At 66.3% G+C, this 21,875-nt stretch carries 16 protein-coding genes; 8 read left to right on the top strand and 8 right to left on the bottom strand.

Features of this window, described 5'->3' with window-relative positions; translation table 11 throughout:
* Positions 1–52 precede the first annotated feature (52 nt).
* Positions 53–2,674: a zinc-dependent metalloprotease gene (locus tag OOB33_RS04725; RefSeq protein WP_271007861.1), complete on the bottom strand. Its 2,622-nt coding sequence runs from the start codon at positions 2,672–2,674 to the stop codon at positions 53–55.
* A 268-nt stretch (positions 2,675–2,942) separates the two neighbouring features.
* Here OOB33_RS04725 and OOB33_RS04720 point away from each other — a divergent pair, with 268 nt between their 5' ends.
* The 3 genes from OOB33_RS04720 to OOB33_RS04710 are packed head-to-tail and all read left to right on the top strand — an operon-like array spanning position 2,943 to position 6,111.
* A complete protein-coding gene (locus tag OOB33_RS04720) occupies positions 2,943–4,184 on the top strand; it encodes an efflux RND transporter periplasmic adaptor subunit (RefSeq protein WP_271007860.1) in 1,242 nt (413 codons plus the stop codon).
* Positions 4,181–4,897, top strand: a complete 717-nt coding sequence (locus OOB33_RS04715; protein ID WP_102768698.1) for an ABC transporter ATP-binding protein — start codon at positions 4,181–4,183, stop codon at positions 4,895–4,897. The genes OOB33_RS04720 and OOB33_RS04715 overlap by 4 nt, the downstream gene beginning before the upstream one ends.
* On the top strand, positions 4,894–6,111 hold the full coding sequence (locus OOB33_RS04710; RefSeq protein ID WP_243392818.1) for an ABC transporter permease: 1,218 nt from the start codon (positions 4,894–4,896) through the stop codon (positions 6,109–6,111). Before OOB33_RS04715 ends, OOB33_RS04710 begins: the two co-directional genes overlap by 4 nt.
* Positions 6,112–6,132: 21 nt before the next feature.
* Here the strand turns inward: OOB33_RS04710 and OOB33_RS04705 are convergent, their stop codons facing one another.
* The 7 genes from OOB33_RS04705 to mtnB all read right to left on the bottom strand — a co-directional run bounded on the left by OOB33_RS04705 (position 6,133) and on the right by mtnB (position 14,727).
* Positions 6,133–6,912: a hypothetical protein gene (locus OOB33_RS04705; protein WP_133155240.1), complete on the bottom strand. Its 780-nt coding sequence runs from the start codon at positions 6,910–6,912 to the stop codon at positions 6,133–6,135.
* 170 nt (positions 6,913–7,082) lie between these two features.
* The gene (locus OOB33_RS04700) at positions 7,083–10,805 is read right to left on the bottom strand and encodes a hydantoinase B/oxoprolinase family protein (protein WP_271007859.1); all 3,723 of its coding nucleotides are present in this window, start codon (positions 10,803–10,805) and stop codon (positions 7,083–7,085) included.
* A gap of 114 nt (positions 10,806–10,919) precedes the next feature.
* Complete coding sequence (locus OOB33_RS04695) at positions 10,920–11,513, bottom strand: PAS domain-containing protein (RefSeq protein ID WP_271007858.1); 594 nt, start codon at positions 11,511–11,513, stop codon at positions 10,920–10,922.
* 108 nt (positions 11,514–11,621) lie between these two features.
* Complete coding sequence (gene mtnA / locus OOB33_RS04690) at positions 11,622–12,713, bottom strand: S-methyl-5-thioribose-1-phosphate isomerase (protein ID WP_271007857.1); 1,092 nt, start codon at positions 12,711–12,713, stop codon at positions 11,622–11,624.
* Positions 12,710–13,429 (bottom strand): acireductone synthase, encoded by a 720-nt coding sequence (gene mtnC, locus OOB33_RS04685; protein ID WP_271007856.1) that lies wholly within the window; start codon positions 13,427–13,429, stop codon positions 12,710–12,712. Before mtnC ends, mtnA begins: the two co-directional genes overlap by 4 nt.
* Positions 13,430–13,436: 7 nt before the next feature.
* The gene (locus OOB33_RS04680) at positions 13,437–14,000 is read right to left on the bottom strand and encodes a 1,2-dihydroxy-3-keto-5-methylthiopentene dioxygenase (RefSeq protein WP_271007855.1); all 564 of its coding nucleotides are present in this window, start codon (positions 13,998–14,000) and stop codon (positions 13,437–13,439) included.
* Positions 14,001–14,079: 79 nt separating this feature from the next.
* The gene (mtnB, locus tag OOB33_RS04675; RefSeq protein WP_271007854.1) at positions 14,080–14,727 is read right to left on the bottom strand and encodes a methylthioribulose 1-phosphate dehydratase; all 648 of its coding nucleotides are present in this window, start codon (positions 14,725–14,727) and stop codon (positions 14,080–14,082) included.
* A 1,055-nt stretch (positions 14,728–15,782) separates the two neighbouring features.
* On the opposite strand from mtnB, the gene OOB33_RS04670 reads away from it, so the two are divergent.
* From OOB33_RS04670 to darG, 5 genes are read left to right on the top strand one after another with little or no spacing between them, the layout of a single operon-like run.
* Positions 15,783–16,010, top strand: a complete 228-nt coding sequence (locus OOB33_RS04670) for a helix-turn-helix domain-containing protein (RefSeq protein ID WP_271007853.1) — start codon at positions 15,783–15,785, stop codon at positions 16,008–16,010.
* Positions 16,011–16,068: 58 nt separating this feature from the next.
* The gene (locus tag OOB33_RS04665; RefSeq protein ID WP_271007852.1) at positions 16,069–18,855 is read left to right on the top strand and encodes an N-6 DNA methylase; all 2,787 of its coding nucleotides are present in this window, start codon (positions 16,069–16,071) and stop codon (positions 18,853–18,855) included.
* A complete protein-coding gene (locus OOB33_RS04660; RefSeq protein ID WP_271007851.1) occupies positions 18,848–20,128 on the top strand; it encodes a restriction endonuclease subunit S in 1,281 nt (426 codons plus the stop codon). The genes OOB33_RS04665 and OOB33_RS04660 overlap by 8 nt, the downstream gene beginning before the upstream one ends.
* On the top strand, positions 20,121–20,774 hold the full coding sequence (gene darT, locus OOB33_RS04655) for a type II toxin-antitoxin system toxin DNA ADP-ribosyl transferase DarT (RefSeq protein WP_271007850.1): 654 nt from the start codon (positions 20,121–20,123) through the stop codon (positions 20,772–20,774). The genes OOB33_RS04660 and darT overlap by 8 nt, the downstream gene beginning before the upstream one ends.
* 16 nt (positions 20,775–20,790) lie before the next feature.
* Positions 20,791–21,867, top strand: a complete 1,077-nt coding sequence (darG, locus tag OOB33_RS04650) for a type II toxin-antitoxin system antitoxin DNA ADP-ribosyl glycohydrolase DarG (RefSeq protein ID WP_271007849.1) — start codon at positions 20,791–20,793, stop codon at positions 21,865–21,867.
* Positions 21,868–21,875: the final 8 nt, after the last annotated feature.

Genomic DNA, 21,875 nt, shown 5'->3' with positions numbered 1-21,875 from the left:
TTTTCCTTTTCATTCACGCCCACCCGCAGGTGGACGGATCAAGCCCGATCGCTCAGGGCGCCAGCTGCGGCCAGCAGGCCTCGCTGTGCTGGTGGCCGAAGCGGCCTTCTTCGTCCAGGCCCGGGCGGGCCACCGGCAGGGCGGCCGCGCTGGCCGTGGCGGCAGAAGCGCGCGGGTCCAGGGCCTTGCCGGCCAGATCGGCCAGCTCGTCCAAGTGGGCCTTGATCACGCGGTCCCCGGCCGAAGTAGCCTTGGCGCTGAACAGCGACTTCAGGCCCTTGAGCTCGGCGCGCACGGCCGGGCGGCCTTCTTCCGCACCGGAGGCACCGGGCGCCGCCAGGCGCTCGGCCAGCAGCTCCACATAAGCGCGCTGCAGATTGCGGCGCGGCACGCTGACCTTGGCGGCGCCGGCGTTCAGCTCGCTGAAGACACCGCTGCGCAGATCCGCGAGCAGCTCGTCCAGGCGGTAAGCCTTGCCCTCGGGCGCGGCGGCTTCCTGGGCCAGCAATCGGGCGCTGCGGCTGCGATCCAGCAGGGCACGCAAGGTGTTGCGCTGAGCGCTCAGCAGCATGTTCGCGGGTTCCGAGGGCTTGACGCGCTCCAGGATGGCGGGCTCGAACAACCAGCTCGGGGTCTTGAACAGCTGCTCGTTCAGGAAAGCCACGGCCTGGGCCTGCTTGGCCTTGGGGGCCGGGCTGTGGACGGCGCCGGCCTGGCCGCCATGCTTGTTGTGATAGTTGTAGCCGCCGACGATGGCGGTCACATGGCCCAACTCACGGCCCCACTGTCCCCAGCTGGCGCGGTACAGGTCTTCCAGGTTCTTGTCGCTGTCGCCATCCTTGAGCGCGAACTTGGGCAGCTGCTTGACGATGCGCTGCAGGTTCTTGATGCCCAGGCCGGTGGAGTACACGGCATCGGCGTCGCCCACGGCTTCGGTGGTGTCACCGTACTCGCCTTCGCCCTTGGGCGAGGTGAAGCGCAGCCAGGGCTTGCTGTCCTGCTCGCGGATCCAGCTGTCCAGCACCGGCTTCTCGGCCGCCGCGGTCTTGGCCTCGGGAATGGGCGCATAGCCCCATTTGGTGGCGAAGATGTCGTAGGGGCCGATCTTGGGGATCAAGAGGGCCGGGTCGATCTTGTCCTCGGGCTGCACCACGTAGTTGATGCGGCTGTAGTCCATCAAGGTAGGCACATGGCCCATTTCCTTGAGCCATTTGGCATCGCGCAGCTTGTCGACCGGGTAGGTCGAGCTGGCCTTCATATTGTGCGGAAAGCCCAGCGAGTGGCCGACTTCGTGCGTCACCACATAGCCGACCAGCTCGCCCATCAGATCGTCGGGCAGCGGCAGCTGCTGGGCGCGCGGATCGACAGCACCGGCTTGGGTGATGTACCAGTCGCGCTGCAGCTGCATGATGTTGTGATACATCACGATGTTGGCGTTCAGGATCTCGCCGCTGCGCGGGTCGCTGAGGTGGGGACCGTAGGCATTGGCAATCGGGCTCGGCACCCAGCGGATGATGCTGTAGCGCACATCGGCGGGGTCGAATTCGGGGTCTTCTTCCTTGCTCGGGAAGGTGCGCGCCTGCACCGCGTTCTTGAAGCCGGCGGCCTCAAACGCCACATTCCAGGCCTCGATGCCCTTCTTCACATAGGGCACCAGATTGCTCGGGGTGGAGCTGTCGATGTACCAGACGATGGGCTTGACCGGCTCGCTCAGGGCGGCACTCGGGTCCTTCTTTTCGAGACGCCAGCGGGTGATCAGGCGCTCGCGCTTGCTCTCTTGCGCATCGCTGCCGAAGTCGACGCGGGCGATGCTGAAAAAGCCGACGCGGTCGTCCATGATGCGCGGCTGCATCGGCACTTCAGGCAGCTGCACCAGGTTGTAGGCCACATTGACGCTGGCGAACTTGGGCGGCTGCGGCGGCAGCTGGAAGCCCGGCGGCAGGCCCGGGGGCAGAGTGACCGGGGTGGGCGTCACGCCGTAGGTGTGCACCGCGTCAATGCGCAGGCTGCCGGCAAAGGCCTTGGTGCTGTCGATATAACTGCGGCTCGGGTCCACCGAGTTGCCGCGCACGATGCCACGGGCCGAGAAATCACCGACCTCGCTGTTGAACAGACGGGTGACCTCGATCACCGGCGCGCCGCTCTTGGCAAAAGCCTCGACCGGGAAGCTCAGCACGATGGTGTCACGCTGCGAGGCGTCCACCGAAGGTGCAATCGGCCGGCTCGGGTCGGCCACGAAGGCATGCGACATCACCTGCAGATAGACCCGGTTGCCTTGCAGGGTGAAACGCACCACCTCGGTGTTCAGCTCCTTGCCGACATGGTCCACATTGGCCGGCACCGCGGTGGCCGTGGCCACCATCAGCAGGGGCTTGGACAGCAGGGCTTTGGGAATCTCGAAATAGGTCTTGCCCTTGAGGCTGTGGATGTTGAACAGGCCGGTCTGGCTCTTGGCCTCGGCCGTGATGACCTTGTCAAAGGGCTTGGGTTCGCTGGCGTCGGGCGCAGCCGGTGGGGTGGCCGGACGGGCAGCCGAGGCTGCGGGCGCGGCCGCGCCGGCCGGGGCCTCGGGCGCTTGCTTGGGGTCGGCGGCAAGAGCCGGCAGGGCGGCGATGGCCAGGGCAATCGCGGAGGCAGTGGCAGTGGCCACGGGGCCAGGGAATTTCAAGGACATGGATGGTTTCCTTTGCGGGGGCGGTGGCCCCGGGTCTGTTCAGGGCCCCGGCGACGCGCCTGCCAGTGGCGGCGCGCACTGACAAAAAGGGTGACTCCTGATCTCGAAATTGTGTCGTGCGGGCGCGCGCGCGTCGGAAGTCATCGACCCGGTGAAAACCCGGGGGGGCGGTAGCCAGCCCCGCCATTGATACGGCTCATCTGTCGATTGATCGCAAAAATCGCTTCGCATGCTTCCCCGCCCTCGCCTTCGCGGTTAGAAAGCCGCCATGGCACTTTCCAACACGCTCAAAAAACTCTTTGCCCGGCGCAGCGTCGTCGCCCTCGTGGTCCTCGGTCTGGCCGGCGCCGGCTGGGTGGCCTTCAACCGCGGAGAACACAAGCCACCGCCGGAGCGCTTCCGCAGCACCGCCATCGACGAGGGCGCCATCACCCAGGTGGTGATGGCCAACGGCAATCTGCAGCCGGTGACCACGGTGGTGGTCGGCGCAGCGGTCAGCGGCACGGTGGCCGAGCGCCTGGTCGATTTCAACGACACGGTCAAGAAGGGTCAGGTCTTGCTGCGCATCGACCCGGCCAATTTCCAGGCCCGGGTGCGCCAGGCCAAGGCCCAGTTGGCCTCGGCCGAGGCCCAGGTGGCGTTTGCACGCGGCAACCTGGAGCGCAACGAGGCGCTCAAGGCCCAGGGCTATATCGCCGCGCCGCAGCGCGACCAGAGCCTGCGCGAGCTGGAGGTGGCGCGCGGCAACCTGGGCATCGCCCGTGCCCAGCTTGATGCGGCCGAGACCGACCTCGGCAACACCGTGATCCGCGCCCCGGTGGACGGGGTGGTGATCAAGCGAAGCGTCGATGTCGGCCAGACCGTGGCCGCCAGCTTCCAGACGCCCGAGCTGTTCCTGATCGCCAAGGACTTGCGCGAGATGGTCATTCAGACCAATGTCAGCGAGGCCGATGCCGGCCTGATCCAGAACGGACAGGTGGTGCGCTTCGTGGTCGATGCCCACCCCAACCGCGAGTTCGAGGGCAAGGTCGAGCAGTTCCGCCTGAACGCCACCAACACCCAGGGCGTGGTCACCTACACCGTGATCGTGAACGTGCCCAACCCGGACGGCATCCTCAAGCCCGGCATGACGGCGCAGACCCGCATCGTGGTGGCCAGCAAAGGCAAAACCCTGCGCCTGCCCACGGCCGCCCTGCGCTTCAAGCCCGACGAAGACGACCTCAAGCCGCAGGGCAAGGCCGCCAAAGCTGCCGCATCCGCCGCGTCCGCCGCCTCAGCCCCCAAGAGCGAGGCCGCCCGCCCCGACGACGACGGCGTGCTCAGCAATCTGCGCGGCAACGCCCGTGTCTACAAGGTCTACACCGTGGACGCCGAGCAAAACCTCAAAGCGCACGAGATCACGGTCGGCATCTCCAACACCCGCTTCACCGAGCTGCTCAGCGGCGACCTGAAGCGCGGCGATGCCGTGGTCACCCGGCGCGCGTCCAAGGACAAGAAGGAGGAGCTGTGAGCCTCGGCGCCGCCCCGGTGCTGGAGCTGCGCGGCATCACCAAGAGCTACCTCAGCGGCGATGTGCGAACGCCAGTCTTGCACGGCATCGACCTGACCGTGCAGCGCGGCGACTACCTGGCCTTGATGGGCTCCAGCGGCTCGGGCAAGAGCACGCTGATGAACCTGATGGGCCTGCTCGACCGCTGCGACAGCGGCCAGCTGCTGCTGCAGGGCCGCGATGTCAGCCAGCTGAGCGCCACCGAGCACGCCACCCTGCGCAACCGCGAGATCGGCTTTGTGTTCCAGAGCTTCAACCTGCTCAAGCGCATGAGCGTGCTCGAAAACGTGGCCCTGCCCCTGATCTACGGCGGCCGCAGCCGCAGCGAGGCCAAGGCGCGGGCGCAGACCTTGCTGGAAGCCGTGGGCCTGGGCGCACTGGCCAAACGCATGCCCAACCAGCTCAGCGGCGGCCAGCAGCAGCGGGTGGCCATCGCCCGCAGCCTGGCCAATGAAGCGCCCCTGCTGCTGGCCGACGAGCCCACCGGCAACCTCGACACCCAGACCACGGTGGAAGTGCTGGCCGTGCTGGAAAAACTCAACCGTGAACAAGGCCTGACCATCGTGCTGGTGACCCATGAACCCGATGTGGCCCTGCATGCCAAGCGCCTGGTGCGTCTGAAAGACGGCCGCGTCGCCTTCGATGGCCTGCCTTCCGAACAGGCGCACGCATGAACCCGATGCAGATTTTTCTCGAGGCCCTGCGTTCCCTGAACGCCAACCGCCTGCGCAGCGCCCTGACCATGCTGGGCGTGGTGATCGGCATTGCCTCGGTGCTGTTGATGCTCAGCGTCGGCGATGCCGTGCGCGCCTTCATCGACAAGGAGCTGGCCGTGCTGGGCAGCAACCAGCTGATCGTGCAGAACGGCACGCCGGTGGACGGCGGCGGCGTCAAGCGACGCACCGGCGAGGTGCCGGCCCTGACGGTCGCCGACGCGCGCGCCCTGGCGGAGCTGCCCAGCCTCAAGGGCGCGGCGCCGGCGCTGCAGGGCTTTTTCCAGGTGCAGTACGGCGAGAGCAACAGCAACCAGACGGTGCTGGGCACCACACCGGCCATGCTGGCCCTGCGCAGCTGGCAGGTGGAGCAGGGCGTGCCGCTGGATGAACGCGATGTGCAGGCCGCCGCTCGGGTGGCGGTGATCGGCTCCAAGCTGGCGGCCGACCATTTCAGCAACCGCAACCCCCTGGGCCAAACCGTGCGCCTGGACGGACAGCCCTTCACCGTCATCGGCGTGCTGGGCGGCAGCGGCCGCACCCTGGACGGCACCGAGCTGGGCGAGCTGATCCTGGTGCCCATCAGCGCCATGCCCATGCGCTTGCAGCGCCCGGGCAGCGTGCACTACATCAGCGTGCAGTCCCACAGCGCCGCCGGCCTGGCCGAGGCCCAGCTCGATGTGGAAGAACTGCTGCGCGACCGCCACCGCATCACCGGCGACAAGCCCGACGACTTCGCCGTCACCAACCTGGCCAGCATCGCCAAATCAGGCGCGGCCATTGCCGGCGGCCTGTCCATCGGCCTGGGCCTGATCGGCGCGGTCTCGCTGCTGGTGGGCGGCATCGGCATCATGAACATCATGCTGGTCAGCGTGTCCGAGCGGGTACGTGAGATCGGCATCCGCATGGCCATCGGCGCCAAGCCGCGCGATGTGCTCTGGCAATTCCTCGGTGAAGCCGTGGTGCTGTGCCTGCTGGGCGGCCTGATCGGCCTGAGCATCGCCGCCCTGGGCGCCTGGGGCGTCAATGCCAACACCTCGTTCGCCATGAGCCTGGCGCCCAAGCACATCATGGTGGCGATCGGTTTTGCCAGCGGCGTGGGCCTGTTCTTCGGCTACTACCCGGCGCGGCGCGCTTCACGCCTGCTGCCGATCGAATGCTTGCGGCAGGATTGAGCCTGAGCCTGAGGCTGAAGCTCAGGGGCGATAGACGCCGCCCCGGCCGCCCATCTGCGAGCGATTCAGCTGACGCGCCTGGGCGCGCCAGTAGCCCAGACCGGCGCGCAGGATCAAGAGGCTGAGCACCAGGCCAATGGCCCAGGGCGTGATCTCTTCGATCATGCGCTTGATCATCACCGAGATCAGGATGTCGTCTCGCTCCAGCTCCGCCGCTGAGCGCGGGCGGTAGCTGGAGTTGGCGGCCCCGCCGCCATACCCCGTGGCACCACCGGGCCCGTCCACCCGCTCGCGGGCGCTGCGGCGCTGTGCCAGCTCTTCTTCACTGGGGGTTTCGAAAAGAAAGCCGTCGCGAAACTTGTTGACCCCGGCATTGGCATCGCGCCACAGCTCTTTCAGGTCCTTGAACTCGTGGGTGTCATGCAGCTCGCGCAAGGCCTCGCCAAACAGGCCGTCATCGACCGCCATGGGGCGATTCACGGCCGGCGCAGCCCTGGCGCCCCCTTGTGCATCGGGTCGGGCCGAGCCGCGCGCCTCGGCGGCACTGGACGGGCGCGGCTTGCTGGCGTTCTGCTCCTCGGCTCGGGCATCGTCGGCCGCGTTGCCACTCGGGTTCCATTCCGCGCCGCCGCCGGCGGCGCTGAGGCCGAACTCGGTCTTGGGCAACCAGGTTCGGGCGTTCTCGCCCACCCCCATGCCCAGACCCGTTCCGGGAACCAAGCCCGTTTGCGGCGCCTGCAGCAGCTTGCTCATATCCAACGGCGCCAGAGCCGGGTTCACCACCGGGTCTGCGGAAGACACCCCCAGGGTGCAGGCAAGCAGCAGCCCGACCAGGGGTCGCGCGTGGACTGCGAGGGCATTTCTCTGCCGGCCCGAGCTGCTTGGCTTCACCGTGAACTTCCTCTACGCCTCTTGGCTACAAAACACCAGACCACAAATACGTGTTCGGTCTTGTTCACATTCTCTCTGGCTCAGGCGGTTTTTTCATCGGCATCGGCCCCATACCCCCCGCCTCCGGGGGTGCGAATGACGAAAACATCGCCGGCCTGCATCTCGGCCTGGCCGATGTGAGGCAACACTTCGCGCCGGCCGTCGACCCGCTCAACCCAGTTGGCGCCCGGCGCACCCGCAGCGCCACCGGCCAGGCCGAAGGCGCCACGCTCGCGGCCATTGCTCAAGATGCCCGCCGTCATCGGCTCCAGGAAGCGGATACGGCGCTCGCCGCCATTGCCGCCGCGCCAGCGGCCCGCGCCGCCGCTGCCGGGCACGATCTCGTAACCGTCCAGGCGCACCGGGAAGCGGAACTCCAGCACCTCGGGGTCGGTCAGCCGCGAGTTGGTCATGTGGGTCTGCACCACGCTGGTCCCGTCAAAACCGGGGCCGGCGCCAGAGCCGCCGGAAATCGTCTCGTAGTACTGGTGGCGCGCGTTGCCGAAGGTGAAGTTGTTCATGGTGCACTGGCTGGCCGCCAGCACGCCCAGGGCGCCGTAGAGCGCATTGGTGACACAGCTGGAGGTCTCGACATTGCCCGCCACCACGGCCGCCGGCGCGCGCGGGTTGAGCATGCAGCCCTCGGGCACCATCACCTGCAGCGGCTTCAGGCAGCCGGCGTTGAGCGGGATCTGATCATCCACCAGGGTGCGGAAGACATAAAGCACCGCCGCCATGGTGATGGCCTTGGGTGCGTTGAAATTGTTCGTCAGCTGCTGGGCGCTGCTGCCGCTGAAATCGATGCAGGCGCTGCGCTCGGCCGCATTGACGCGCACCGCCACCTGGATCTGCGCGCCATTGTCCAGGCTCAGTGTGAACTGGCCGTCACGCAAGGCGGTGATGACACGGCGCACCGATTCCTCGGCGTTGTCCTGCACATGCTGCATGTACGCCGCCACAGTGGCGCGACCGTACTGGGCCACCATGGCCTGCAGCTCCTGCACGCCCTTCTCGTTGGCAGCAATCTGGGCGCGCAAGTCCGCCAGGTTTTGCTGCGGGTTGCGCGAAGGATGCGGGCCGCTGGCCAGCAGCGCCAGCAGCTCGGCCTCGCGCAGGCGGCCTGCCTCCACCAGCTTGAAGTTGTCGATCAGCACGCCTTCCTGGTCGATGGTGCTGGAAAACGGCGGCATGGAACCGGGGCTGATGCCGCCGATGTCGGCATGGTGGCCGCGCGAGGCGACGTAGAAGTCCGGTCGTGCTTCCGGAGCAGCTCCATCCAGATAGACGGGCGTCACGACGGTGATGTCGGGCAGGTGGGTGCCACCGTGATACGGATCGTTGAGCACGTAGACATCCCCGGGCTTCATGTCCGGGTTGCGCTCGATCACGGTCTTGATCGACTCACTCATCGAGCCCAGATGCACGGGCATGTGGGGCGCGTTGGCGATCAGCTCGCCCGCGGCGCTGAACAGGGCGCAGGAGAAATCGAGCCGCTCCTTGATGTTGACCGAGTAGGCCGTGTTCTGCAGGCGCAGCCCCATCTGCTCGGCGATGTTCATGAACAGGTTGTTGAAGACCTCCAGCATCACCGGGTCGGCCTCGGTGCCGATGGCGTGAGCGCTCACGCGCGGCCGCACACGGCGCAGCAGGAGCAAGCCGTCGGCCTGCAGGTCGGCCTGCCAGCCGGGGTCGACCACGGTGGTGGCATTGCGTTCGGCCAGGATGGCCGGGCCGGCGATGCGGGCCCCAGGCTGCAGCTGCTCGCGTTGGTAGAGTCGCGCCGGGCGCCAGCCGGCCGGCTGCTCATCGGCCGGGCAGTACATGGCCAGCTCGGCGGTCGCCCGTGGCTCATATGAGGTCAGGTCTTGCGCCGGGGCTGTGGCCGCCAAAGCGGCACCGGGCGCATTGCACTCCACCGCCACAGCCTCGATCACCAGGCCTCGGCCCGGCATCAAGAAGGCAAAGCGTTGGCGATAGGCGGCCTCGAAGGCCACCTGCAAGCCCGCCAGCGTGGCACCGTCATCGAGCGTGCAGCTGAGCGCCGTGTCCGTACCCTGGTAGCGCAGCTGCAGCTTGGTTTGCTGCAGCAGCCGATCTCCGGCCAGGCCTTGGGCCAACAGCTCGGTGCGAGCGGCCTCGTGCAGGCGGTCGGCCAGGGCGCGGGCGGCGACCAGGCCGGCCGCATCCAGCGGCAGCTCCAGCGAAGCCTCACGCAAGGCGATCTGGTCGGCCAGGCCCATGCCGTAGGCGCTCAGCACGCCGGCCAGCGGGTGGGCCAGCACCACGCTCATGCCCAGGGCATCGGCCACGCGGCAGGCGGCCTGGCCGCCCGCGCCGCCAAAGCACTGCAGGCTGTAGGCGCTGACGTCATAACCGCGCGCCACCGAGATCTTCTTGACCGCATTGGCCATGGCACCTACCGCGATCTCCAGCGCGCCACTGGCTACCTCTTCTGCGGTGATCGGTCGGCCGCTGGCCGCACTCATCTGCGCCGCCAAGGCCTCGAAGCCCGCGCGCGACGCCGCCAGATCCAACGCCTGATCGCCCTGCGGGCCGAACAAGCGCGGGAAGTACTCGGGCTGGATGCGACCCAGCAACAGCTGGGCGTCGGTGGTGGTCAAGGGGCCGCCGCGGCAGTAACAGGCCGGGCCAGGGTTCGCACCGGCCGACTCGGGCCCCACACGCAGACGCGCGCCATCGAAGCGCACGATGCTGCCGCCCCCGGCCGCCACCGTGTGGATGCTCATCATCGGCGCGCGCATGCGTACGCCGGCCACCTCGGTGTCAAAGGCACGCTCGTAGGCCGGCGCGGCGTCTTCTGCGGCGCTGGCGGCGTAATGGCTGACATCGGTGGAGGTGCCGCCCATGTCAAAGCCGATCAGCTGGCGATGACCGGCGGCCAGGGCTGTGCGCACCATGCCGACGATGCCGCCGGCCGGGCCGGACAGGATGGCGTCCTTGCCCTGGAAGCGCCTCGCCTCGGTCAGGCCGCCCGAGCTTTGCATGAAGAACAGCGGCACGCCCGGCATCTGCGAAGCCACCTGCTCGACATAACGCCGCAGAATGGGTGACAGGTAGGCATCGACCACGGTGGTGTCGCCACGCGGCACCAGCTTCATCAGCGGGCTGACCTCGTGCGAGACCGAAACCTGGCTGAAGCCGATCTCGCGCGCCAAGGCCGCGGCGCGCTGCTCGTGCGCCGGGTAGCGGTAGGCATGCATGAAGACGATGGCGCAGGCGCGCAGGCCGGCATCGAAAGCTGCTTGCAGCTGAGCGCGCAGATCGGCTTCGTCGAGAGCCTGCACCGTCTGCCCATCGGCCGCCATGCGCTCCTGCGCCTCGACCACGCGGCTGTAGAGCAGCTCGGGCAGCACGATCTGGCGCGCGAACAGCTGCGGCCGCGCCTGGGTGGCGATGCGCAGCGCATCGCGAAAACCGCGCGTGGTGACCAGCAGGGTCGGGTCGCCCTTGCGCTCGAGCAGGGCATTGGTGGCCACCGTCGTGCCCATCTTCACGCATTCGAGCTGGGCCGGCGTGATCGCCTCGCCGGGCCGCAGGCCCAGCAGGCGGCGTATGCCCTCGACCGCGGCGTCGCGGTACTGCTCGGGGTTCTCGGACAGCAGCTTGAGCGTGTGCAGCTGGCCATCCGGCGCGCGGCCGACCAAGTCGGTGAAGGTGCCGCCGCGGTCGATCCAGACCTGCCAGCGCGCGGGCGCGCCGGCTTGGATGTCGTCGGATGCAGGGAGGCGTTCGGCAGCGGACATGGAACGAGCGTTTTCAGGCGGAAAGCGCGATTGGAACAGAGCGCGCCCGAACATAGGCCTGTGCGGGATGCGACGGTTGAAACGCCTGGAGGCCCGGGGGCCCCGAACGGCCGATCAGGCCTTGACGAGGGCCTGCCGCAAGGTCTGGTCCAGCAGATCGCCGACCAGGTCGAACATGCGGGTCGGGTTGCTCGGGGCCGTGCCGGCCCGCCTGCGGGCGCTCAAGGTGGCCGCCTGAGCATCGCCCAGCAACTGCTGGTGGAAGGGCAGCTCGGCGCTGATGCCCACGCCCGTGGCCCCGCCCGCGTCTTCCACCCACCCCTGTGGGGTCGGTGAAGCAGGCCGATCGCTCAGATCAACCATGGTGCCGACCATGCGCAAGGCTTCCCCTCGGGCATCACGCTCCAGCACCAGGCCGCGCGAGAGCATCTGGCGGTAGCCCGAGCCATTGCTGCGCAAGCGGAAGCGGGCCTCATAGCTGGGCTGGCTGCCGTCCAGATGGGCGCGCAAGGCTGTCAGCATGGCCGCCTGATCCTCGGGGTGGACCCGGCAGCGCCAGAACGCCGTGTGGTCGGCCGAGCGGGCATAGGGGAAGCCCAGATGCTCTTTCCAGCGCGGTGAATAGTGCACCGTGTCCTGCCGCGCGTCCAGGTCCCAGACGCCGAACCAGCCTTGCTGGACGGCTCGACGCCAACGTTCGACTTCCATGACTGTGGCCAACATAGCGGACCATCTTGACCAGCGCCCGGGCGACGGTCAAGCGGCAGAAGCGGCCGAAAACAAGCCCAGATGCCAAATTTGAACGCCGCGCCGCGCTCAGACAAGGCCGCGCCGGGGCAGCTGCGCCAGCTGGGCGGCGTCCACAATGCCGTGCTCGGTGATGTAGGAGCGGATCAGCCGGGCCGGCGTCACATCGAAGGCCGGATTGGCCGCCGCACTGCCCGGCGCCACGATGCGCACCGTGTGCGAGCGCTGGGCGGCATCCTGCCCCGTCACCCAGAGCAGCTCGTCGCCGCTGCGCTCCTCGATCGGGATGTCGCGCACACCGTCGTCGATGCGCAGATCGAGCGTCGGCGTCGGCAGGGCCACATGAAAACCGATGCCGTTGTCGAAGGCGGCCAGCGCCTTCAGGTAGGTGCCGATCTTGTTGGCCGTGTCGCCGCGACGGGTGACGCGGTCGGCGCCGACCAGGCACAGATCCACCTGGCCCCGCTGCATCAGATGGCCGCCGGCGTTGTCGGCCACCACGGTGTGCGGCACGCCATGCCAGCCCAGCTCCAGCGCGGTCAGCAGCGCGCCCTGGTTGCGCGGCCGGGTTTCATCCACCCAGACATGGACCGGAATGCCTCGGTCGTGTGCGGCATAGATAGGCGCCAGCGCAGTGCCCCAGTCCACCGTGGCCAGCCAGCCGGCATTGCAGTGGGTGAGGATTTGAACCGGGCCCTGCTGACCCTTGGCGGCCCAGGCCGCCTCGATCAAGGGCAGGCCGTGCTCGCCGATGGCGCGGCACAGGGCCACGTCGTCATCGGCCAGCTCGCCGGCCAGGGCCAGGGCGGCGGCGGGCCGTTGCGCCGGGGTCAGGGGGCGCAGATGGTGCAGCGCGGTTTCCATCACATGGCGCAGATTGACCGCCGTCGGGCGTGTGGCCAGGAGCATCGCCGCCGTCTGCTCCAAGGCCGGGTCGGACGCATCCTGGGCCAGGCCCAGAGCCAGGCCGTAGGCCGCGGCCATGCTGATCAGCGGCGCCCCGCGCACCGCCATGCTGCGGATCGCCTGGGCCGCATCGGCCGGGCTGCGGATCAGCAGGGTTTCAAACGCAAAAGGCAGGGCCAGCTGGTTGATCAGGCGGGCCCCTTTGACCTCGGCATCCCACCAGATGGATCGGTAATGGCGGCCGTGGATCTTCATGGCTGGATGGGGTCGATCTGCAAGAGGGAAAAATCCGCCAGGCCCGCGAACTCGGGCGATGCCGGCGTGTCTTCGCGCAGCACATGCAGCACCTGCACGCCGGCCGCCTGCGCCGCCTGCAGCTCGGCCACGCTGTCGGACAGAAACAGCAGCTGGGCGGGGGCCAGGTTCAGCGCCGCGGCAATGCGCCGGTAGGACTCGGCCTCGGTCTTGGCGCCTACATCGGTGTCGAAGTGGGCGCGGAAACACGGCAGGAGATCGCCGGCCACACTGTGGCCAAAGTACAGGCGCTGGGCCGGCACCGAACCCGAGGAATAGATCGCCAGCGGCAGGCCGGCCGCATGCCAGCGCCGCAGGGCGGCACTGGCGTCGGGGTAGAGGTGGCCTTGAAACGCGCCCTGCTCGAAGCCGCCGCGCCAGATCAGGCCCTGCAGCTTTTTCAGGGGCGGCGCCTTGCGGTCCTGCGCAATCCAGCCCAGCAAGACCTGCACCGGGTCGGACGCATCCAGGCCCTCGGCCTCGGCCAAACGCTGGGTGTCGGTCAAGGCCTGCTGCACCTGGGGATCAGCCGCGTGGGCGGCCAGGAAGGCAGGCAGCTGCTCGCGCGAGTAGGGGTACAGAACCTCGCTGAGAAAGGCCTTGGAGCCCAGCGTGCCCTCGATGTCCAGCAGCAGGGCCGCGGCCCGCCGCGTCAGCCGCTCGGTGGCCGCACTCATGCGGCGCTCATTCGACGCTGTGGGCGCCATCGGCGTCCAGGCGCGGCACGGCGGCCGAGATCGGGTCGCCGGTGAAATGCCCGACCCAACCCTCGGGCGACACGAACAGGCGGATGGCCGTGAACGACGGTTGCGGCCCCATATCAAACCAATGCCGGGTGCCCGCCGGCACCGAGATCAGGTCGCCGGCCTCGCAGAGCAGCTGCAGCACCTCATCGCCCAGGCGCAGATAGAAGGCGCCCGAGCCCTGGGCAAAGAAGCGCACCTCGTCGTCGCTGTGGGTGTGCTCCTCGATGAATTTCTGGCGCAGCGCGGCGCGATCGGGATGGTCGGGCCGCAAGCGAACCACATCGGCCGAGCGATAGCCTTTGGCGGCCTGCAAGCTGGCTATCTCCGCCTGGTAGGCGCTCAGCACGGCCTCGCTGTCGGCCTCGTCGGGCAAGGGCCGCAGCGGCCACTGGGCGAAGGCGATGCCGGCTTCATGCAAGAGGCGGGTGATCAGGGCCAGGTCGCGCGTCTGCAGCTGGGCTTGCTGGGGCTGGGCCACCGAGTAGCGGGTGAGGCGGGTCATGGGTGTGCAGGCTCCGAGGTCGAGAGGTGGCGCTTGGGGTGAGCAGGGCGGGGAAGATCGGGCGCGGTCCAGGCGCAGTTCAGGCGTGGTGCAAGGCCAGCACACAGGCCAGCAACTCATCCAGGGCTTCCAGATGACGCCAGGCCTGCGCCGCATCCGCGCCCCAGGCGTAGAGCCCATGGCCTGCGATCACATAGCCGGGCGCCCAGACGGCGTCGGCAGGCGGCTCAGCCCGGCGGCGCGCCACCTGCTCGGCCAGGCGCGGAATGTCCTGGCTGTTGGGCAGCACCGGCAGGATCACCCGGGCCTCATGCGTGGACACGCCGGCCAGGGCTTTTTGCAGCTCCCAGCCCTCGAAGACCACCTCACCCCGGGGCTCGGCCACGCGCCCCAGCACCACCGCCGCGCGGTTGTGCACATGAAACACGGCGCCGGTGGCGGGCTGCTCGGCATACAAGCGGGTGTGCAGTTCGGCCTCGGCCGAAGAGCCGGGCAGCAGTGGCGCGGCCAGGGGCTGACGCAGGATGTCGTCCAGGCCGAGCGCGCCTTTGTCGACGCCGGAGCGGGTGATGGCAATCAGGTCCTGTGCTGCCCGCAGCGAAAAATTGCCGGCGGTGGCGGGGGTCCAGCCCCGCTGTGAGGCCTTGCGGCCGGCTTCGACCACGGCCTCGGCGGCGCGGGTCCAGTCGGGCCAGTCGGGCCTCAGGGACGGAGGCAAGCCGGCCACGTCGCCTGCTTCGATCTTCTCTTTTGGTTCTCGATGCTGATGCTGCGTCGCCACCCCGTCCACCCTGCTGATTTGCCTGCTAGCGCGCCAAATGCGCAGCACATCGTAGGGCTTGGCCGCGCGCAGCGTCAACGCAGCTTCGGGCATATCGATATCCGCAGCGCGGTCACAAAAGGGAACGGCCATGAAAAAGGCCCACAGCCATGGGGCTGCGGGCCTGATGTTGACAACTAGCTGGTAGGTGTTTTTTATGCCGCTTGTATTGACGTTTGATGTGCAAATAGGCCGAAACCTATTCCGCATCAATCACTTAGGCTGCCCGGACAATGCACGATGTCAACGGCCGTCCGGAGGTTGCATGGGCGCTTTGGCAAAGTCGGGATTCAGATGGGCCAGATTGCGGTCGCGCTACTGAGTCCATGGTCGCGAAGCAGCGATAGCGCTCGCAAGAACAGATACTGGCGCTTCATACCAAGCCCAATTCCTGTGCCCACCAACCACCTCGACTTCGTGGCGAGCTGACCGCAACTCTCGATGCCTCACTTGGATGTCCGCAGCCCATGATCGGCTGCGGACATCCGAGCCGTCCGTCCAGTCACCCTTGGCGAGCACCTCGCTAGCGTCCTGTTCGTTGAGTGCCCCCGCAACGGCTCCTGTGCTGGGCATGTCGGAGACTGATGTGCCGCCGCGCAACGCGGAGCCATAGATTGCCGACAGCCAGCAGCGCTTCATTCGAGTCCTGCGCGAGCTCGCGTTGGCATTCCTGCGTTGCAACTTCGCATGCGAGCAGTTGCTGCCGCCTACGCCACGCGTCGAATTGCCCCGCTCCATCTGGAGTTGGGATGCACGACACCTATCAAAGCTTCGGATTGAGCGCCCATTTCATTGTCTAGTGAGCGCTCCGGGCAATGCGTAGCGGCCCAGCTGGATCCACTGATAACAAACTTTATCAATTGCAGCAAATGTTAATCAAAGCTCGCAGCGGACATAATTGCCGGGTACGTTTTGCGCGCATATGATTATTTTTCTCATCAAACGCTCTTTTGGAGCATCGCGTGATCCGTTTCAAGCTCGCCGAGCAAATCGAGAAGAAGCAGTTTCGGGAATCCCGGCGCATCACCATCCAGGAGGTGGCGGTAGCCTCCGGGGTGAACCGCATGACGTTGTCCAAGATCCTGAATCACCGGGGCTACAGCACGGGCACGGACATCGTCGACAAGCTCTGCACATACTTCGGCTGCCCCGTTTCCGACTTGCTTGAACACGTTGCCGATCGGGTCTGACCTACACGCCTGAATGCAGTCACGCCCACCAACACACGCCCAGAAGAACACCGCCCTCATGCCTCAAGCCAAGCTCACCCTCTCCCGCCTAGAAAGCCTGTTGCTGACCGCCTGCGACGACCTGCGTGGGAACATGGATGCGAGCGAGTACAAGGAATACATCTTCGGCATGCTGTTCCTGAAGCGGGCCAGTGACCTGTTCGATCAGCGCCGCGAGGAGATCCGCCGCGAGGGCGAGGCTGCAGGCATGTCGCCCGAAGACATTGCCGCGCTGCAGGAAGACGCCGACCAATACTCTGGCAAGTACTTCTATGTGCCGCCTCGCGCGCGCTGGAGCGAACCATGGACGGAATGGGTGAACGGGGAGGCTCAGATGCGCCCGGCGCTGAAGCATGTGAAGGAGAACGTCGGCTCCGCGCTGAACAAGGCGCTCGCCGCCTTGGAAGAAGCCAACTCCGACGCACTGGAAGACGTGCTGAAGGAGACCATCAACTTCAACCGCAAGATCGGGCAGAACACGCTGGATGACGACACGCTGGTCGACTTCATCCAGAACTTCGAGAAGATCCCGCTGCACGACAACGACTTCGAGTTCCCCGACCTGCTGGGCGCGGCGTATGAATGGTTGATCAAGCACTTCGCCGACTCGGCCGGTAAGAAGGCCGGCGAGTTCTACACACCGGCCGAAGTGGTTCGGGTGTGCGTGGAGATCTGCGACCCGACCGACGACATGCGGGTGTACGACCCAACGGTCGGCTCAGGCGGCATGCTGATCCAGGCGCGTGACTACGTGCGCGAGTGCGGCGGAGACTCGCAAAACCTGTCGCTGTTCGGCCAAGAAAAGATGGGCACCGTGTGGTCCATCTGCAAGATGAACATGCTGCTGCATGGCATCTCGCACGCCGACATCCGCAATGCCGACACGCTGGCCGACCCCAAGCACCTGGACCCGGCCACCGGCGAGCTGATGCGCTTCGACCGCGTGCTGGCCAACCCGCCCTTCAGTCAGAACTACGCCAAGACCAAGTCCAAGGACGATGGCAGCGGTGCCAAGAAGAAGGAGCCCATTGCCTTCCCCGGACGCTTCCACGTGTGGATGCCGGAGAAGGGCAAGAAGGCCGACCTGATGTTCGTGCAGCACATGCTGGCCGTGCTGAAGAGCGACGGCCGCATGGCCACGGTGATGCCGCACGGCGTGCTATTCCGCGGCGGAGAGGAGCGCGAAGCGCGCCAGTACATCATCGACAAGGGCTACCTGGAGGCGGTGATCGGCCTGCCTGCCAACCTGTTCTATGGCACAGGCATCCCCGCCTGCATCCTGGTGCTGAACAAGGCAGGCGCCCAGGATCGGAAGCACGTGCTCTTCATCAATGCCGACCGCGAGTACCGCGAAGGCAAGGCCCAGAACCACCTGCGCCCGGAAGACGTGGACAAGATCGTCAACGCCTATCGCACGGGCCAGCGCATCGAGCGCTACGCGGAGCTGGTGCCCGTCGAGCAGATTCGGGCCGAGGACTACAACTGCAACATCCGCCGCTATGTCGACAACGCCCCTCCGCCGGAGCCGCATGACGTGCGTGCGCATCTGCACGGTGGCGTTCCCATGCCTGAGATTGACGCCTTGGCCCACTACTGGGACAACTACAGCGGCCTGCGCGACACCTGCTTCACGCCCCGGGTAGCGCCCGAGCACGGAGTTCTGTACGCCGACTTCACCGCCGCCATCGCCCAAGACAAACGCGCCATCGCTGAACTGGTGAAGCAGCACCCCGGCGTGCAGCAACGCCACGCCGAGTTCATAGGCGATCTGGACGCCTGGTGGCAGCAGCATCTGCCACTGGTGGAAGCGCTTGCTCCCGATGCGGACAACCAGCATGCCCGGCAGCACAACGTGTACGAGCTGCGCGCCAAGCTGCTGGAGAGCATCGAGCGCACCTTCGCCGAGCAGCATCTGTTGAACCGCTTCCAGGTGCGTGGCGCGTTCGCCAACTTCTACAAGCTGCTGGCCTCGGACCTGAAGTCGATCTTCGCCAGCGGCTGGGGCCCGGAGCTGATCCCCGACGACGACATCCTGCAAAGCCAGTTCCCGCAGGTGCTGGCTGAGCTGGAGCAACAGCATGCCCGTCTGGCCGAACTGCAGGCGTTGTTCGCCGCAGCCAGCGAAGAAGGCTTTGACGACACCGACGAGACGGGCGTGCTGCCGGCCGATGAGGTGAAGACGCTCAAAGACGAGCTGAAGGAGGCCACCGCCGAATGGAAGACCCAGCTCAAAACCCTCAAGGGTGCTGTCGTCGATCTGTTCACCGAGATCAAGGCGGCTGGCCTGCTGCCCAAAGGCACCGACAAGGCCCACCACTGCACCGAGGGCTTCACGGTCAAGGATGCACAGTTCGCCAACGGGCAGCGGGTGCGGGGTCTGGCGCAAGCTGTGGGTCACGTGTCGAATACCGCCGCCGTCATCGAAGCCACCATCATCGTGGGCCAAACCGCCAAGGCGACGGCGGCGCGGCTGGAAGCCAAGCTGGCAGCCCACAAGACGCTAGAAGACGAGGCCAAGACGCTGAAGGCGACCATCAAGTCCACGCAGGCGAAGAAGGACGAATTGGTGGCACAGGCGCGGCTGAAGATCGGTGCGGATGAAGCGCGGCAGGTCATCGTCGCGCGGCTAGGCCATGTTCTCGTGCACAGCTACCAGCACTACCTGCGCGCCGACCAACGGGCCAGCGTGGCCGCCCTCGAAAACCTTTGGGATAAGTACGCGGCGACGGCGCAGCAGATTGAGGTCGAGCGCGATGCGGCAGAAGCGGAGCTGCAGCGGTTCTTGGCGGAGCTAGGCTATGCCTGACCTCGATTTCGCTCCGCTGTCAGCATTCGCTGATGTGACCATGGGGCAATCCCCAGATGCGGCAGCCTGCAACACACAGGCACGAGGCTTGCCGTTCCTGCAGGGCAGCGCAGAGTTTGGCGCAACACACCCCGACACCAATATCTACTGCGCTCCTCCACTGCGAGTGGCTAAGAGTGGTTCGGTCCTGATCAGTGTTCGCGCACCCGTCGGCACCATGAACTACGCAGACCGGGACTACTGCATTGGCCGAGGACTTGGGGCGTTCAAGGCCAAGTCGGGATTGGCCAACACGATTTTCCTGAAGCACGCTGTTGAGCTGAACTCCAGCTATCTGCATCGCAGGAGCCAGGGTTCAACATTCGCCGCCGTCTCGGCGACCGACGTGCGCAGTGTCCCGGTTCCAGTGTTCTCACCCGAGGTTCAGGATTGGGTCGCGTCGATCCTCACCAGTGTGGACACAGCCATCGAAAGAACCGAAGCCCTGATCGCCAAGCACCAGCAGATCAAGGCCGGGCTGATGCACGACCTGTTCACCCGCGGCGTGCTGCCCAACGGCCAACTCCGACCACCACGCAACGAGGTACCGGAGCTGTATCAGGAAACGGCGGTTGGCTGGATTCCGTCGGAATGGCAGCTCACCGGCTTGCAGGCAAAGAGCCGTGCCGGTATCAGCTGGATTCGTACTGGACCGTTTGGCTCGGCACTCAAGGGCGAGCACTGGCGCTCGCATGGGCATCCCGTCATCACCATCGGCGCGCTAGGCGAAGGTGAATTCCTGAACGACGAACTGCTGTTTGTTGATGGCAAGGACGCGGCCAGACTCCGAGACTTCCAGCTGAGCGCGGGAGACGTTGTGTTTTCCCGGGTTGCCGATGTGGGACGCTCGGTGGTCATCCGCGAAGAACACGCAGGCTGGATCATGTCGTCTAACCTGATGCGCATCACTTTAGACCCCAACTTGGTTCGACCGGACTACCTCCAGATGCAGCTGGCTGGAGATTCGCGGATCAAGGCTCAGATTCGGGCGCAGGTCAACAGCGGTGGGCGGGACGTTGCCAACAGTGCCGTGCTCAGCCGATTGCGCTTCGCATGGCCTGACCCGAACGAGCAGGACCGGATCATCAGCCGCGTGTTGCTCAATGAGCGCGCATTGCAGGCTGAACGGCGTATAGCGGAGAAGCTTCAAAAGCAGAAGCTCGGTCTGATGCAAGACCTGCTGACGGGCCGCGTCTCGGTCGAGCATCTCACCCAGGAGTTGGCGGATGCCTAACCACTACGCCGAGCTAAACCCCGAGAAGGCGTTGATCTTCCGCATCATCCACCGCGACAACCTGCCGTGGGTGTTGGACAACGGCCTGCACTGTGGCAACGGCGCGGTGCGCGCGCCCAACTGGGTGAGCATCGGCAACCCGGAGTTGATCAGCAAACGAGCCACCCACCCGGTGCAGCCGCCACCTGGCGGTCGGCTGAACGACTACGTCCCGTTCTACTTCACGCCGTTCTCACCGATGCTGTTGAACATCAAGTCAGGCCGCGGCGGCATTCCGCAGCGCAGCAACGATGAGATCGCGATCCTGGTATCCAGCCTGCACCGCGTGGCGGCTGATGCCAGCTTGCGCTGGCTGTTTACCGACAGCCATGCCTACTACCAGTGGGCCAACTACTACGACGACCTGCAGCACCTGGACACAATCGACTGGCCCATCTTGCAGGCACGCGACTTCAAGCGCGATCCGGACGACCCGGCCAAGTTCGAGCGCTACCAGGCCGAGGCGCTCGTCCATCAGCACATGCCCGTCAGCGCCCTGCTGGGCGTCGTGTGCTATACCCCTGCGTTGAAGCAGAACATCGAACAACAAGTGGCGACGCGTGGGCTGAAGCTTGCGGTGCACGCCCGACCCGGCTGGTACTTCTGATGCCGAGGACCACACCATGATCAAGTTCACTGAAGGCAATCTGCTGGAGTCTGGCGCCGAGGCGCTGGTCAACACCGTCAACACCGTGGGGGTGATGGGCAAGGGCATCGCGCTGATGTTCAAGGAGCGCTTTGACGACAACTATCGCCAGTACGCCGCCGCTTGCAAGGCCAAGCAGGTGCAGGTGGGCAAGATGTTCGTCACGCCAGTCCATGAGCTGGGCGGGCCGCGCTGGATCGTCAACTTCCCCACCAAGCAGCATTGGCGCAGCCCCTCCCGCATGGAGTGGGTGGTGGAAGGCCTGCAAGACCTCCGTAGCTTCCTGCTTCAACAGCAGGTGAAGTCCATTGCCATTCCGCCGCTGGGTGCTGGCAACGGTGGCCTTGACTGGGCCCAGGTGCGGCCGCAGATTGAGGCGGCGCTGGGCGACCTGGACATCGAGATCTTGGTGTACCAGCCCACGCGCCAGTACCAAAACGTGGCCAAGCGCGCCGGCGTGGAGAAGCTGACGCCTGCCCGAGCGTTGATCGCCGAACTGGTGCGCCGCTATTGGGTGCTGGGCATGGAGTGCAGCCTGCTGGAGATCCAGAAGCTTGCATGGTTTCTGGAACGCTCCATCGAACGCTTGAGCCCCGAGCACAACCCGCTGGAGCTGAAGTTCGTGGCTCACAAATACGGGCCGTATGCCAACCGACTGGACCACCTGCTGAACAACCTGGACGGCAGCTATCTGCACAGCGAAAAGCGCATCAGTGACGCCGATCCGTTCGATGTGATCTGGTTCGACGACAAGCGCAAGACGTTGGTTCAGGCCTTCCTGAAGAGCGAGGCCAAGGACTACCTGCCCGCCCTCGAAGCTACGACGAGCCTGATCGACGGGTTTGAGTCGCCCTTCGGGATGGAGTTGCTGGCCACGGTGGACTGGCTGCTTGCGCGTGACGGCGTGGAACCCACGGTGCCCGCATTGCGTGAAGGCTTGCGGCACTGGCGCGGCGGTGAAGGTGCGGCTGCGCGCAAGGACAGGCTGTTCGACGACAAGGCGCTGGGCATCGCGTTGGCACGATTGACCCAGGCTCCCGCGGTCGTGCAGTGAAGGTCTGG

Source organism: Paucibacter sp. B51, assembly GCF_027863535.1.
GTDB classification, from domain to species: Bacteria; Pseudomonadota; Gammaproteobacteria; order Burkholderiales; family Burkholderiaceae_C; genus Paucibacter_A; species Paucibacter_A aquatilis.
This window is presented reverse-complemented; position numbering and strand designations above follow the sequence as displayed.

Bases quoted from the DNA above. Each gene is read 5' to 3' on its own strand.
- mtnC (WP_271007856.1), bottom strand. From the start codon at position 13,429: ATGAGTGCGGCCACCGAGCGGCTGACGCGGCGGGCCGCGGCCCTGCTG.
- darT (WP_271007850.1), top strand. From the start codon at position 20,121: ATGCCTAACCACTACGCCGAGCTAAACCCCGAGAAGGCGTTGATCTTC.
- OOB33_RS04700 (WP_271007859.1), bottom strand. From the start codon at position 10,805: ATGTCCGCTGCCGAACGCCTCCCTGCATCCGACGACATCCAAGCCGGC.
- OOB33_RS04695 (WP_271007858.1), bottom strand. From the start codon at position 11,513: ATGGAAGTCGAACGTTGGCGTCGAGCCGTCCAGCAAGGCTGGTTCGGC.
- OOB33_RS04720 (WP_271007860.1), top strand. From the start codon at position 2,943: ATGGCACTTTCCAACACGCTCAAAAAACTCTTTGCCCGGCGCAGCGTC.
- OOB33_RS04665 (WP_271007852.1), top strand. From the start codon at position 16,069: ATGCCTCAAGCCAAGCTCACCCTCTCCCGCCTAGAAAGCCTGTTGCTG.
- OOB33_RS04725 (WP_271007861.1), bottom strand. From the start codon at position 2,674: ATGTCCTTGAAATTCCCTGGCCCCGTGGCCACTGCCACTGCCTCCGCG.
- mtnA (WP_271007857.1), bottom strand. From the start codon at position 12,713: ATGAAGATCCACGGCCGCCATTACCGATCCATCTGGTGGGATGCCGAG.
- OOB33_RS04660 (WP_271007851.1), top strand. From the start codon at position 18,848: ATGCCTGACCTCGATTTCGCTCCGCTGTCAGCATTCGCTGATGTGACC.
- darG (WP_271007849.1), top strand. From the start codon at position 20,791: ATGATCAAGTTCACTGAAGGCAATCTGCTGGAGTCTGGCGCCGAGGCG.
- OOB33_RS04710 (WP_243392818.1), top strand. From the start codon at position 4,894: ATGAACCCGATGCAGATTTTTCTCGAGGCCCTGCGTTCCCTGAACGCC.
- OOB33_RS04680 (WP_271007855.1), bottom strand. From the start codon at position 14,000: ATGACCCGCCTCACCCGCTACTCGGTGGCCCAGCCCCAGCAAGCCCAG.